Annotated in this window: 8 protein-coding genes; 3 read left to right on the top strand and 5 right to left on the bottom strand. The window is 42.3% G+C overall.

Features of this window, described 5'->3' with window-relative positions; all coding sequences use genetic code 11:
• Nucleotides 1-61: 61 nt before the first annotated feature.
• The 3 genes from ACSSVW_RS09255 to ACSSVW_RS09265 all read right to left on the bottom strand — a co-directional run bounded on the left by ACSSVW_RS09255 (nt 62) and on the right by ACSSVW_RS09265 (nt 5,605).
• A complete protein-coding gene (locus ACSSVW_RS09255; RefSeq protein ID WP_454179198.1) occupies nt 62-1,378 on the bottom strand; it encodes a DASH family cryptochrome in 1,317 nt (438 codons plus the stop codon).
• Nucleotides 1,379-1,446: 68 nt separating this feature from the next.
• Nucleotides 1,447-1,920, bottom strand: coding sequence for a VOC family protein (locus ACSSVW_RS09260; protein ID WP_074988999.1), 474 nt, complete (start codon nt 1,918-1,920; stop codon nt 1,447-1,449).
• A 124-nt stretch (nt 1,921-2,044) separates the two neighbouring features.
• Nucleotides 2,045-5,605 carry an ImpA family metalloprotease gene (locus ACSSVW_RS09265; protein WP_454179199.1) on the bottom strand — a complete coding sequence of 1,187 codons (3,561 nt, stop codon included), beginning with the start codon at nt 5,603-5,605 and terminating at the stop codon, nt 2,045-2,047.
• A 223-nt stretch (nt 5,606-5,828) separates the two neighbouring features.
• On the opposite strand from ACSSVW_RS09265, the gene ACSSVW_RS09270 reads away from it, so the two are divergent.
• The 3 genes from ACSSVW_RS09270 (at nt 5,829) to ACSSVW_RS09280 (ending at nt 10,524) form a co-directional block, all read left to right on the top strand.
• On the top strand, nt 5,829-6,653 hold the full coding sequence (locus tag ACSSVW_RS09270; protein WP_454179200.1) for an alpha/beta hydrolase: 825 nt from the start codon (nt 5,829-5,831) through the stop codon (nt 6,651-6,653).
• A 461-nt stretch (nt 6,654-7,114) separates the two neighbouring features.
• Nucleotides 7,115-9,484 (top strand): TonB-dependent receptor domain-containing protein, encoded by a 2,370-nt coding sequence (locus ACSSVW_RS09275; RefSeq protein WP_454179201.1) that lies wholly within the window; start codon nt 7,115-7,117, stop codon nt 9,482-9,484.
• 131 nt (nt 9,485-9,615) lie between these two features.
• On the top strand, nt 9,616-10,524 hold the full coding sequence (locus ACSSVW_RS09280) for an alpha/beta fold hydrolase (RefSeq protein ID WP_417699793.1): 909 nt from the start codon (nt 9,616-9,618) through the stop codon (nt 10,522-10,524).
• 48 nt (nt 10,525-10,572) lie between these two features.
• On the opposite strand, the gene ACSSVW_RS09285 is transcribed toward ACSSVW_RS09280, so the two are convergent.
• Entirely contained in the window at nt 10,573-11,940 is a 1,368-nt protein-coding gene (locus tag ACSSVW_RS09285) for an alkaline phosphatase PhoX (protein WP_454179202.1), read from the bottom strand.
• A 325-nt stretch (nt 11,941-12,265) separates the two neighbouring features.
• The gene (locus ACSSVW_RS09290; RefSeq protein WP_065978609.1) at nt 12,266-13,432 is read right to left on the bottom strand and encodes a GGDEF domain-containing protein; all 1,167 of its coding nucleotides are present in this window, start codon (nt 13,430-13,432) and stop codon (nt 12,266-12,268) included.
• Nucleotides 13,433-13,635 lie beyond the last annotated feature (203 nt).

Below are 13,635 nucleotides of genomic sequence, written 5' to 3' on the forward strand. Positions count from 1 at the left end.
TTTAGATAACAAAATAAAAAAAGACTAAAAATGACATTTAGATTTTTGATTTAAATTAAAATTACTCATTTAAGGGCCAATCTGCAGCATCGTATATATCAACAACACGACTCACTGTTTTATCACCTTGCCATTTGCGAATATAACACCCTGTTGGGTCATATAATGCCGTTTGCTTATTAATGTGGAAATGACGCCCACCTCGCGGATCCACGCCAACTCCTGCAATATATTGCCAGTTACCCCAATTCGCAGCGACATCATAGTCAATGAGCTGTTGCTCAAAGTAAGCCGCTCCAAAACGCCAGTCAACCGCTAACTCATTGACCAAACAACTGGCTGCAATTTGCCGCGAACGATTCGAAATATAGCCCGTCTCATTGAGCTCATGCATTATTGCATTTACCAGTGGAAAAGGAGTGGTTCCTTGGCACCAAGATGCAAAACGTTGACTATTAAATGTTGTTAGCGGCGCCGTTTTTTTCTGCCCTTTAAAGCGATATAGCTGTCTGCCAACATGCTTTGCATGCCACTTAAAATACTCACGCCAGAGTAATTCAAATTTAATCCAATACGTTGACTCATTCGCACCATTTATATGCTCATAATGTTCAACCTCAGCATACACTTGTTTTGCACTAATAGACCCACCCGCAAGCCACAAACTAAACTTAGTCGTGTTACTGAAGCCGTCTAATTCATTACGTGTTTCTTTGTAGCAGGCCGGTGCGGGCGATGAAAAATAGTGCTGGCAATGTTGTTGAGCAGCAAACAAGCCACCAGACACACTTTCAGGCTCTGTCACTGCATCTGGGATTGGTTGAGCTGGGCAAAGCTGCACTGGGTGTGGCAAACGCGAAACCGCATCACGCGGTGCAGCAATAGCCGCAGGTTCTGCTTCAACTTTTTTACGAAAAGCCGTGAAATTTTTTGGTAAATCGGCAACTGAGAACGGTAAATCAGGTGCTGTAAATAAAGTGTCTTGCTGGTAGGTTTTAACGTCAAGTTCTGGGCATAACTCAGTTATTTTATTAAGCTGTTTTTGCTCGTAATAGCCCACTTGCTCTGTACAGACAAGCGTTGAAATACCGTGCTTTTTTATACGCTCGTGAATAACCACTTCGGGCTCACCTGTGACCACATGTAAGGTTTGCCCAAGCGCCTCCACAGCGTTAGAAAAAGCCTGTAGGCTCTGTATTAAAAAACAATATCGATGCTTACCAACAGGCCGTTGCTGATAATTGCTTTGTTTAAACCACCTAGGCTCAATCACATAAACAAGGTCAAGTTCACCTTTAAAGTGTTCAAGTTCAGATAGTATGACGTTATCACTAATTCTTAAGTCATTTTGCAGCCAATATAAAACACGCTTTTTCATCACTTCCCCTACGATTTTATTAATAATACGCAGAAAAGTGTTGTTCAGATTGCTTGCGCTAATTAATTCTAAGCATCCTGCTCTTTACTCATCAACTCGCTCATACGCTGCATCAACTCTTGCTCAGTGAGATCTTCTTTGTGTGTGCCTATGGTCCAAATATGACCAAAAGGGTCTTCTAAGGTCCCAGCTCTGTCGCCATAAAACTGATCGTGAACTGGGCGCAGCTCTTTTGCACCCAGCGACAACGCGTTGGCAAATACAGCATCAACGTCTTCAACATACAGCATAATACTCACAGGTGTACCACCAAGCTGATGTGGAGACTTAAACTGCACATCGGGGCACATATCTGAAAGCATGATGTGGGAATCGGCAATTTTAATTTCGGCATGTGCCACGCCACCGTCTGGTAAAGGCATTTGCATCACCAGTTCAGCAGCAAACGCTTGCTTATAGAACTCTATTGCCTTCGTGGCACCTTCAATAATCAAATAAGGCGTTACCGCATGGTAACCTTTAGGTATTGCAGATATAGCCATATTGAACCTCGTGTTGGAACGTGTCTTCTCTAAAGGTAGCAGTTGTTCACAAAATCACTAGCTTATGTACAAAAACGCCCACGAACATTCATGATCGCAGGCGTTTTTTAGCAAGGTTTATTGGTTATTCAGGCCAGCTTTGCTCCCCGTCAACGGTAAGCATAGGATGACTAAGCGTTGTGCAATAGCCTGTCGCAGAAGAAGCAAAATAAACATCGCCCAACACCGTGTAGCCTTTGGATTTCACTTGCTGCCGTGCTTTATCTGAGGTTGCCATGCCCCACATGCTGAAGTAGTCGCTCAAATCGAGCTCTGTTACTTCTGACAACGCTATTAATAGCCAATCATTGTTACCTATGCTCTGTGCCTCCGACAGACTGTAGTTCGAAAAACCAAGCCCATCTTTTTGTGCCTGCCAATTAGCATCACTGTTATCAGCTAGATTAAAAGCCCGTTCAATAATGTGTAAACGCGGATATAAATGCCAGCCGTTTTCAAGCGTATTGTATGCCTGTGCCGCCATCATAATTTGTAAGTAAATTGCATGGCTTTGTGACCACTCTGACATTGCCAACTCTTGCATATAAGCATAGGGGTTAGCCGTTTGCTGACTGGCCTGTAAGTGATTAAATAAACCTTCAAATGGCAAGTTTTGACACGACGCCGAGAATCCCGTTTCATCTTCAAATTTAGACTTACTGTAATAAGAGTAAAAATTGGTATTGGAGTGACCACCAAAGCCTTCGATACGGAATCGGTCTTTTTCAAGACCATGGCCTAACTCATGAATATCGCCATGCCCAGTCGGATTAAAATTCCACCCTGCGTCATACGGGTTACCCGAGCAGCCCCAGCCGCATGTGGGTTGGTCGGCATTCATGTGCTTAACAATATCAATGGTCTGTATTTCAAGGTTGCGTGCGCTGGCAAAGTCATGAATTTCGGTAACTACATCAATACCAGGGCCTTTAAAACCCGCTAATACATGCGGGTAGTTATGAGTATAACGCTCCACGGCATGGGCAAAGTCAGAGGCAATTGGCCAGTAACCTTCGTTGATCGAAATACGCATTTTCTCAAGCTTTGAGTGTACTTCAAAACCGCCAGTTGCTACTTCGGCCCAATCGTAGTCGCCTTTTTCAAGTAGCTCAGCAAAACGTGTATCATCGCTGCTGCTTCGCCAATACGGATGCTCACCAACATTGTTAAATTCAAAGCTGACGTCTAAATCATTTTGATCGAACGCAATTTGAATTGGCCCACCATAGGGTGAGGTAAAGTACACGGTTTCATTGCTTGTCACTGGCACATGCACCGACTGCAATTTAGCAGGACGATTATACCCATTACTGCTCATATAGTGCGTTGCGCCATCACGTAAGGTATTTACAAACACCTTGGTGTTAACGGCTTGGTTGTCGGTGCGCTTTATCGAGAATGTTTGCCCGGGCAGCGCATACACACCTGTTGAGCGAAAATGCGCTTTACTTTGCATGTTTACTGTCACGCTTTTTGGCGTTACATGGCTAAAGTCACTGCGGCTAAAATTTCCCATATCACTTTGGGTTGGGTTCACTTTACGCACATTTAATACCGCATGATCAGCAAATAACGAGCGAAAAAAGGCATTATTATCAGTACTGATCTTATCCATCGGAAAACGCACATCTTGGCGATAATGATCGCCAAGCAGCGCTAATAATTGATAAAAGCGATAGCCTTGCTCTGCAAAAATATCGGTTTTTGCTTGGTCAAAGCCTCTAAATAATGAGTTCACTTTAGTGGCTGCATCGCTGAATTGTTGCTGGTATTGACTATCACTCGGACAACTACGGTTATCACAGGTGCTTAAATCTACAGTGAATTCACCTGTTTTAAAGCGGTTCAATAGGGCTTTAATGGTGAGCACATCACTCGGTAGGCTGTTGCTGATTACACTTGGGTTCCATTCTGCGAGTTCTAATCGGTGCCAATAGTTATCACCAGCAACACTGACATGGAATAACTCAAACAAGGCGTTACCCAACGCTGTTTGACTACCATCGCGCTGAACATAAATCACGGCAATATCATTCGCTAGCGCCTGCTTTACTGCTGCAACCACATTATCAATATTTAATCCTTCGCGTTCATGCTGAGAGATAATTAATATATCGGTGTCATCAGTTAAACACCCCGCTAAGGCATCGTTATCACAGCTGGCTTTCTCGTTATACCGAACTCGGTCCTTGTAATGCGTATCGAACCATTCTCTAGTGAGAATGCGGTCTTGAAAATAATAGCTCTGATCAAGCTGTGCCATTACAAGGTTAAGAGGCTGCTCTTCAGTTGCTTCTCTGCCTGCAAGCCAGCTATGGCTGTTTTTCAAAAAGCTGAGCATTTGCTCATTAATCGTGTTGCGATACGGGTTACTGCCGAATACGAGGTAGCGGCCGCGCTGTGCATCACTGCTACCCACCACGGCGAGGTTTCTTACTTTTGCTTCATAACCTTCTTGCCAACTATTATTGGTTAACAGTACGGGCTCATTAAATGGGTAAGTGGCTCTTAACAGCGTTGCATCCCATGTTGGATACCAGCTTAGTGCATCCAAGGGTGACTGTGTGTCTAAACCAAATAAACGATTTTTAATCGTTTGAAAGCGCGCTTTGTGAGTGTCAATTTCATTCAGTGCCGCATCAAGTAATAAATCACTGTTTGGCACATCAAGGGCGTTTCCCGATGCAAGAGCTTGTGCCACATAACTTTGCACTATGTTTAACACAAATTCATAGTTCGCGTGTTCACGTGAGTCACTGGCTGTGATAGTGAACCGAAGTTCACCTACATCCTCATCGCTAGGCGTGCCCGATAAGGTATTTGTTTGCGCATTAAAGCTAAGCCATGCAGGTAAACCTGCCACCGTTAGGCTTACCTCATCATTGTCAGTGTCATTATGGGTAAGCGTTAAACTAAATGCGTTTTCTGCACGCGCCTCTGCAGCGAGTGGGCTAATGTTAGGCAATGAATTAGCGCGAGGAGTCACAGTAAATATTTGCTCAGCAAGCTGCGATACTTCGCCATCTGAATAACGAAAACGAATGAGCTGCTCGCCACGGTCAGTAAATGCAGGCGTTCCCGAAAAGCGCTGAGTGTTATTATCAAAAATTAACCAATCAGGCTGTGCAACGTCACTCACTATAATCATATCGTTTTGTGCGTCGCTAAATGTGAGCTGATAAGCGTAGGCTTGGCCTTCATTCGCATTAGCTGGCGTTGAAGTAAGCGTTGGCGATGTGTTTTCTTCCCGCGCTTTCTCCACCTTAATATCAATCAACAGCTGTGCTGATAACTGCCCATCCGATACACTAAACTCTATGTTTGAAAACACGCCTGCCTGCTCAGGTATACCGCTTATCGCCCCCGTTGCTTTATCAAAATTGACCCAATTAGGTAAGTTGCTCACCGAAATTGTGAGTGGATCATTATCTGGATCAGACACTTGTGGGTTAAAGTTTAGCGTATCGCCGACCTTTAACGTTTGTGACTGCCCACTGATTTGAGGTGCTTGATTTTGCGGTGTTTCAGTGACCAGAGGTGTAACGGGCGTTTCTTGTGGCTCTGAACCACCGCCACACGCCGTTACTAAAGCGAGTATTACTGTGCTTAAAAGCGCATGCTGGTATGAAGAAAAAGGTTTGCTCATTAATCTTATAATCGATGTATACATTTTTTTAACATTATAAGCGGATGAGCCACACTATTAACTCGCACGAAAGACGTAAATTGACAACGCTATCAAAACATTTTCAAAAAATAGCCGGCTCAAATAAGTTCTGAATTTTCTGAGTGTGCGTCATGTATTAAAATAACCTTACTAGGGCTAGTATTAATGAAGGAATAAACGAGCAATTTGAATTTGGAAAACCATGAAATCTATTAGCGTTATATGTATCACTTTATTCTTTTTAATAACCAGCTATCCCACAAAAGCTGACATTGCTATAAACGCCACCCCTTTTGACTTTGCCACAACCCTAAGCTTTAACTCTGAAGTGTTGCATCAAGTTCGCTCTATAAATGTGTATTTGCCGCAAAGCTATGAAAAAAATACAGACAAACATTATCCGGTCATTTACTTATTAGATGGTTCTAAAAATGAAGACTTTATTCATATAGCGGGTCTGGTGCAATTTGCGAATTTTTCATGGATCAAAATGATCCCCGACACCATTGTTGTCGGGATAAGTAATATTGATAGAAAGCACGACTTCACCACAAAAAGTAACAACCACTTTGACCAACAAGAACTTCCAAGCCATGGGGGAGCTGAACAATTTATCCATTTTTTACAACATGAATTAAAACCATTAATCGCCAAAGAGTACCGTACTAACGGCACAGAGACCCTAATAGGTCAATCTTTAGGGGGCTTGCTTGCAACTGAAATATTGTATAATCACAGTGCGTTATTCGATCATTACCTAATCATAAGCCCAAGCTTGTGGTGGGACGATGAGGCGTTATTAAAAAGCCAATTTAAACCAAATCACCCTCCTAAATCGGTGTACATTGCAGTTGGCAAAGAAGGCCATGTAATGGAGCGAGTTGCGAAAGAATTATACAAACAACTTGCTCTTTCACTTAAAGACAAAAGCCAAGTGAAATTCCAGTTTTTCTCCGAACATGAGCACGGCGACACATTGCATTTAGCGGTTTATGATGCCTTCAAAGACATCGACTACGCGCGTTGAGTCATCGCTATAATCAGCAATAATACCTAACCACTTGAACTTATAATTTAAGCCACTTAAAACAAAGCGGCTAAAAGCATTACCGTGCAAATATGGCTATCGGTTGTTCGTGTAAGCGCAAGCACGTGCCGAGTTCAGTATGTTTTTGGCAGGCTTTGGCATCCCATGTTTTTATAAAACAGTTATAAAGGTATTTATAACTCATTAAAATTTAAACGTTTAAACAGCGTTTCGTAAGCTTATTCCCCCACTTCACTTTTTCAATTCCTTTTCTGCCATTCCTTTTCTGCAATAAAAGTAATGATAGTTAATTACCCGCTATCAGCCCCTTTTTTAATAAGCGCCGTGGAAAGCTGGCTTTAAAACAAACACTCAAATGCGAATTATTCTTGATCTTATTTGTGTTTTATATACTATAACCGCCATCTTATATGGACTAACAAAAAAAATTGGGATCAACAATGAAATCAATAAGACTTAGCTTATTAACTCTGGCAATTACCGCACAATTTTCAGCAATAGCAGATGATGCAAAGCCTAAGCAAGACATGGAACATTTAGTTATTACCGCCACTGGTTTTGAGCAAAAAGTAACTGAAGCACCTGCAAGTATTTCAATTATCACAAATGAAGATATTAAATCTCACGCCTTTACTTCGGTGCTCGATGCAGTGCAGTATTTAGAAGGCATCGACATTGGTACAACCCGCGACAAAACAGGCCAAGGCAGTGTGAGTATGCGTGGTTTAACAGGTGAATACACCCTGCTATTGATCGATGGTAAACGTCAAAACAACCACGGTGATATATACCCTAATAACTTTGGTGGTAACGCCTTTAATCACGTGCCGCCGGTTGACGCTATTGAACGTGTTGAGGTTATTCGCGGCCCTGCATCGACACTTTATGGAGCAGACGCACTTGGTGGTGTTATTAATATCATCACTAAAAAGCACACTGATAACTGGAGCGGTGCAGTGTCATTTAGCCGTTCATTACAGCAAAACGACGACTTTGGTGATGACATTACCACCGACTTTAGCGTGATGGGTCCGCTTATCAAAGATGTTTTAAGCTTAGGTGTGCGCGGCAGTATTTATGAGCAACAAGCCTCCTCGCCAACATTTGAACCTGCGGTCGATCCTAATGGCGTAGTCCATACTCGCTCACTTGGCTTTGGTAGTGGTGGTCGTACTGTTGATAATACCAACGAACAATACGGCTTTACTTTAACTTACACACCTTTTGATTCTCATCATTTACGGTTTGATTATGACAACTCAAGCCAAGTGTATGACAACACGCCAAGCTACGATATTGAATCAGGCACTATCACTTACCCTTTAGGCACTAAAGATAATATTGAATCTATTTGGCAAGATAGACGTGGTCAGGTTAATCCACGTGCAGGTTATGCCGCCGATCAAGAGTTTGACCGTGAGTGGTGGTCATTTAGTTATGATGGTGAGCTTGAATGGGCCACCATTAAAGCGTCGGTATCGTATGTTGATACGCAAAATAACGGCCGCACTTTGCCTCTAAGCGTTAGTGAGCGTATAGAACTGCAAGCTATGTACGATGGCACTGGCGAATATGAAGGTATGGATGAGCAAGCACGAAAAGATTTAGCCGAAGACACCTTCTTACCCCGCCCAGCTCGCCCACTCGAAAGCAGTCAGTACACGTATGATTTACGCTTTGATATTCCAATCACTGGCGGTTTTGGCAGCCACAATTTAGCAATTGGTGGTCAGTTAATTGATGGTGAGTTAAAAGATGGTGTATTTGGTCTTGAAAGTGACCAAGCCGGTCAAGTTCAAGAACAAAACATGTACTCGGTATTTGCCGAAGATAACTGGATGGCAACCGATAACTTTACTTTCACTTTGGGTGCCCGTTACGACGACCATGATGTATTTGGCAGCCAAGTATCACCCCGCGTGTACGCTGTGTACAACTTATCTGACACTTGGACTTTAAAAGGCGGTGTTAGCACAGGTTATAAAACCCCACAAACAACCGACCTATACGACGGTATTACTGGTTTTGGTGGTCAAGGCACCAGCCCATTTGCTGGTAACCCAGACTTAGAACCAGAAACCAGTGTTAACTCAGAAATCGCGCTTTATTGGACATCACTTGAAGGTGATCACAACATCAATGTCACTTATTACAACACCAAGTTCGAAGATAAAATAGCCCGCGGAGATACCATTTTAAGCTGTGAGCAAACCAATGGTGTGCGCCCGTGTGTTAACTTAGGCCAATACGATCAACTTGGCTATGACAGCTACAGCCAAAAAATTAATATTGATGAAGTTGATCTACAAGGTGTTGAAATTGCTGGCCAATATACACTAACCAACACGGTGTCAATCAATGGTAACTACACATGGACTGACAGCGAACAAAAGAGCGGACCAGAACAAGGCAAACCATTAACTAACAGTGCTGAGCACATGGCCAACTTAACGCTAAACTGGGAAGCCACCGACTCAATCAACCTTTATTTACAAGGTGTGTATCGCTCAGATCGTTACCGTGGCTGGGATAACGTGCACGATAAAGCGCTGTATTACAAAAACTACAACCTACTTAATCTAGGTGCACAGTTCTATGTTAATGAGTACGTGCAAATTAACGCTCGCGTAAACAACCTACTCGACGAAGATTTCACCTCTTATAGTACGAGCTATACCGACTTAAATGGGGATGGAGAGTACGAGTACCTAACAGGTCGTGGCGTAGTGAGTGAAGTCACTTTCACTGATGACTACAACGTAAAAGATAAAAGCCGTAATTTCTGGATTGGCGTTACCGCTTACTTCTAATATTTTTCTCCCTGAATATAGGCAGCACTCACTGTTGTGCTGCCTACTTCGAGCAGGTCATCCGACTGTCACTAAACTGCCAACAATGCCATTTATACTTCATTAACCTGCGTAAGCCTGTTAGTTAAAGAATGGAAAATATTCTCACAGCCAGCGGTATATCTATTAGTTACCAAGATAAAGGTGACCTTGATGCACCTGTGATCATATTGATTATTGGCTTAGGCGCACAATTTACCGTGTGGCCAGAGGCCTTGTATAGTGGTTTAGTAGAAAAAGGGTTTAGAGTAATTCGCTTTGATAATCGCGATGCAGGGCTGTCATCATCGCTCGATGAATTAGGCAAACCAAGCCTTATTAAACATTGGCTGAGCCGCCGTTTACCGCTACGCACCCACCTCCCCTACTCATTAGATGACATGGCCCGTGATGTAAAAGAGTTGATGAATGCACTTTCTATCAAACAAGCGCATTTAGTGGGGGCATCAATGGGGGGCATGATTGCACAAATAGCTGCAGCAAAGTACAAAAAGCGCGTACTCAGTTTAACCACCATTATGTCGAGTAGTTCACCTTGGTCGTTTTCAGGCTCGAACATTAATTTACTCATAAAACTAGCTAAAATACAGCCACGAAACCGAACTAAAGAAGCCGAAATAAAATACAACGTACGCCTTAATCAATTAATTGGCAGCCCTGCTTACCCGCAAGATGAATGCGCTTTGTATGAAAACGCAAACCGTTATAGTAAGCGTGCCGCTCATAATCAACAGGGTTTCAAACGCCAACTAGCAGCCATTGCAGCAACCCCTTATCGCGAAAAACTATTGAAAAAAATTAAAGCCCCGACCTTGATTATTCACGGCAGTGCCGACCCTGTCATCCCTCTTGAAGCTGGCATTAATACCGCACTTATAATCAAACGCAGTAAATTAAAAGTGGTGCCCGGCATGGGGCATGATTTTCCACCCGCTTTAATGAAAAAGATGACTAAATGGATAGCAAAGCATGCCCGTAGAGCATCAAAAAAGCCCCGTTAAATAACGCATACTCATTACGAATGAAAAACGTTATGAGCAGCGCTTTAATCAACCACTAAACTGATGCCAAGGACCTGTTATGGCGAGTGTTTTTGCTGGTGAGTAAACATTTACAAACAAGGTACTGCCATCGGGCGAAAAACAGGCTCCGGCAAGTTCTGTTTGCGCAACCAAACGCGCAAAATTATAAACCTGTCCTTCAGGAGTCACACCACGCAAGTGATTATCAACCACATCGGTGTATTGATCTTCACAAACAATTAAATGGCCATTTGGTGACACTGTTAAGTTATCGCCAAAGTTATAGAGTGTTTTGCTGGTACTCTCAACAAACAACGATATCTTGCCAGGTTGCTCAGCTTCTTTATTAGTGCCTTCAAATTCTGATGGCTGGTATTTCATTACCTGACCAAGTTGCTTTTTACCGCCATTAGTACAACAAAAATAAAGCTCTTTATCACCCCAGTGAATGCCTTCACCTCGCGCAAATAAAGCAGCGCCTTGCTTAAAGCCACGTAAGCGTAAGTCATCTTTCGGGCTTTCAGGGTTATCTAAGTCAATCCACTCAACATCCAACTCTTGATGCAGTGGCATGGTCTTACTATGCCAGTTACGGCTATCGAACTGTGGTTTCCCTTTAACGACCATTGCTTGTAATTGGCCGCCTTTGTGCAGCTTGCCATATTCGTTAGGAATGAAACGGTAAAAAACGCTGTCACCCTTATCTTCGGTTAAATACACAATACCAGTGCGAGGGTCGACAGCGGCCGCTTCATGATTAAAGCGTCCCATGGCTTTCAATGGCTCAGGTTTAATGAGGCCTTTACTATTGGCAGGCACCTCAAAAATATAACCATGATCTTGATTGAATCCATCGGCTTTGGTGTCGGTTGTTTCTTCACAAGTCAGCCACGAGCCCCAAGGCGTAATACCACCAGAACAGTTACGAATAGTGCCCACTAACGAAAGATACTCTTGCTCTTTTTGATGGGTTTTTAAATTATAAATAATGTGGCTGGTGCCACCAGGAAGTGCGACACCTTCGCGGTTAGTATCGAAGGCGAATGGTGTTTTATGCTGTGCGATACTGGCTTCGGCTTTAGTTAAATCTGTTGGTTTTAATTCGTGGTTGCGCACCAAAGCAACACGGTCATTACCAATAGCAAGACAGCCCATACCATCGGCTTTGTCGGGAACAGTGAAGCCATCTGACATTTTCTCACCTAAGCTCGAAATAATCTGATAACTAAAACCTGCGGGTAAATCTAATAGCGCATCAGGGTCAGGCAATAAAGGACCAAACCCTTTGATCGTTGTTTGCAAATCATTAAGCGACACTTTGCCAATGGCACTTTTTGATAACCCTAAAAAGGCTAACGTACCCGCCCCTACCAAAAATTCTCGACGTGAAACCATGCTAACTCCAAGCTGAAACCAGCTTTATCATACAAATAAAAAGAGCATTATAAAGCAAAGAAATCATAAAAAGTTACAGTATCACAATCTTCACGAAAATGTCATAAAGCACCTAATAACGACGCTTTAACCACTGCGAGTTGTTGATTCGGCACAATAAAACTAAATAACGGTGATATTCCAAACGGCAAAACTAACCATTCACAAAACCGGACTAGCCATTTTATGAATGCGCTTAAAAGTCATCATCACAGTATTGTGAAAAGTTAATGTTCTCTCTAGTGGAGTGTTTCAAACTCGGAATAAGCAATTATTTTCGAGATGCTTATATTTTTGCTAAGTCGCCACAACTCGTTACTTGATTACGACCTTGATGCTTTGAACGATACAACGCATCATCTGCACGTTTTAGTACTGTTTGCCAACTTGTTTCTTGTGGGTTCAACATTGCAACTCCGACACTTACTGTCAGATACACAGTTTCATCGTCTAAAATAAGCGGTGTTTTTGCAACTGATTTTCGAATACGCTGTGCCAATAATTCAACGTCTTGGCCGCTTATGTGGCTCACTAACACAGCAAACTCTTCGCCTCCTAAGCGAAAATATTGGTCATATTCCCTGAGTTGCTGTTTAGCAATTGCGGTTACATGTGCGATAGCTTTATCGCCAAGTATATGTCCAAACTGATCGTTCACTGATTTAAAGTGGTCAATATCAAACACTATAAATGCTAACTGGGTGTCATTGCGTATACATCGCTTTAGCTCTTTATTAGCAAATACCTCAAGCGCTTTACGGTTATACCACCCTGTTAAATGATCCGTTAAAGAATACTCTCTTAACGCGAGTTCTTTACGCCAAGTCACCACAACAGAAAATGCTATCGTCAGTAAAAAGTAAAAAGCGATAACCGCTAAACTACCTATGTTTAAAAGTTGATGCTTTTCAATCCATGGCGTATTTTCAATACCTGTCAGTAACAAATAGCCTCTAAATAACTGTTGCGCCGAGAAAATAAACAACAAAATAATGAGCAAGTAATACGCTTTGCCCGCCTCTTCTTTTCGGTGCTTCCAAAGTGCTAGCATCGCCGAAATATCAAGTGCAGCAATCATCGGATACAAAACAACAATACGCAGTTCAATTGACTCATTCATTGCTGGCACAAAATGCATAACAAAAATGCCAACAAAAACGATCAGCACAACCCCCCACATCGAACGATTATATAAGCATTTAGATACGCCACTGAAAAGCGCTGCATGCCCAGCTAAATAGCAAGCATTCGCAAAAGCAGGATGGAAAAACGAAGGAAAATCGACATTAGTCGCGAGAATACCCGATAAATTGGAAGCGAAAAATAATGCACCACACACCAGCCAATCAATTAAATAACTTTCGTTACGACTCGCAATGTACAAAGCAGCCATTGTTAACATCATTATAAAGCTAACCAGTGCCGTACAAACGAGCAATGTGTGGAGATCCATTCTTATTATTATCCCTTAATTAGAATTAGGGGGTGGATAATAAACCAACAATTAAGGCAAGTTCAATAGCCAAACTTAGAATATAATCCTCGAATTGACTATTATTTGTTCTATAGCGTAAAGATATAAAATTTAATATATTTTTCCATAACTTAAAAATGACTCGCTATTTTTATCTATAGACAAAAACCCTCCCATAAAAA

It is taken from the genome of Pseudoalteromonas sp. MBR-15 (genome assembly GCF_053628915.1).

What these genes read in the sequence shown, in the direction of transcription:
- ACSSVW_RS09255 (WP_454179198.1), bottom strand. Translation starts at nt 1,378, where the DNA reads ATGAAAAAGCGTGTTTTATATTGGCTGCAAAATGACTTAAGAATTAGT.
- ACSSVW_RS09260 (WP_074988999.1), bottom strand. Translation starts at nt 1,920, where the DNA reads ATGGCTATATCTGCAATACCTAAAGGTTACCATGCGGTAACGCCTTAT.
- ACSSVW_RS09265 (WP_454179199.1), bottom strand. Translation starts at nt 5,605, where the DNA reads ATGAGCAAACCTTTTTCTTCATACCAGCATGCGCTTTTAAGCACAGTA.
- ACSSVW_RS09270 (WP_454179200.1), top strand. Translation starts at nt 5,829, where the DNA reads ATGAAATCTATTAGCGTTATATGTATCACTTTATTCTTTTTAATAACC.
- ACSSVW_RS09275 (WP_454179201.1), top strand. Translation starts at nt 7,115, where the DNA reads ATGAAATCAATAAGACTTAGCTTATTAACTCTGGCAATTACCGCACAA.
- ACSSVW_RS09280 (WP_417699793.1), top strand. Translation starts at nt 9,616, where the DNA reads ATGGAAAATATTCTCACAGCCAGCGGTATATCTATTAGTTACCAAGAT.
- ACSSVW_RS09285 (WP_454179202.1), bottom strand. Translation starts at nt 11,940, where the DNA reads ATGGTTTCACGTCGAGAATTTTTGGTAGGGGCGGGTACGTTAGCCTTT.
- ACSSVW_RS09290 (WP_065978609.1), bottom strand. Translation starts at nt 13,432, where the DNA reads ATGGATCTCCACACATTGCTCGTTTGTACGGCACTGGTTAGCTTTATA.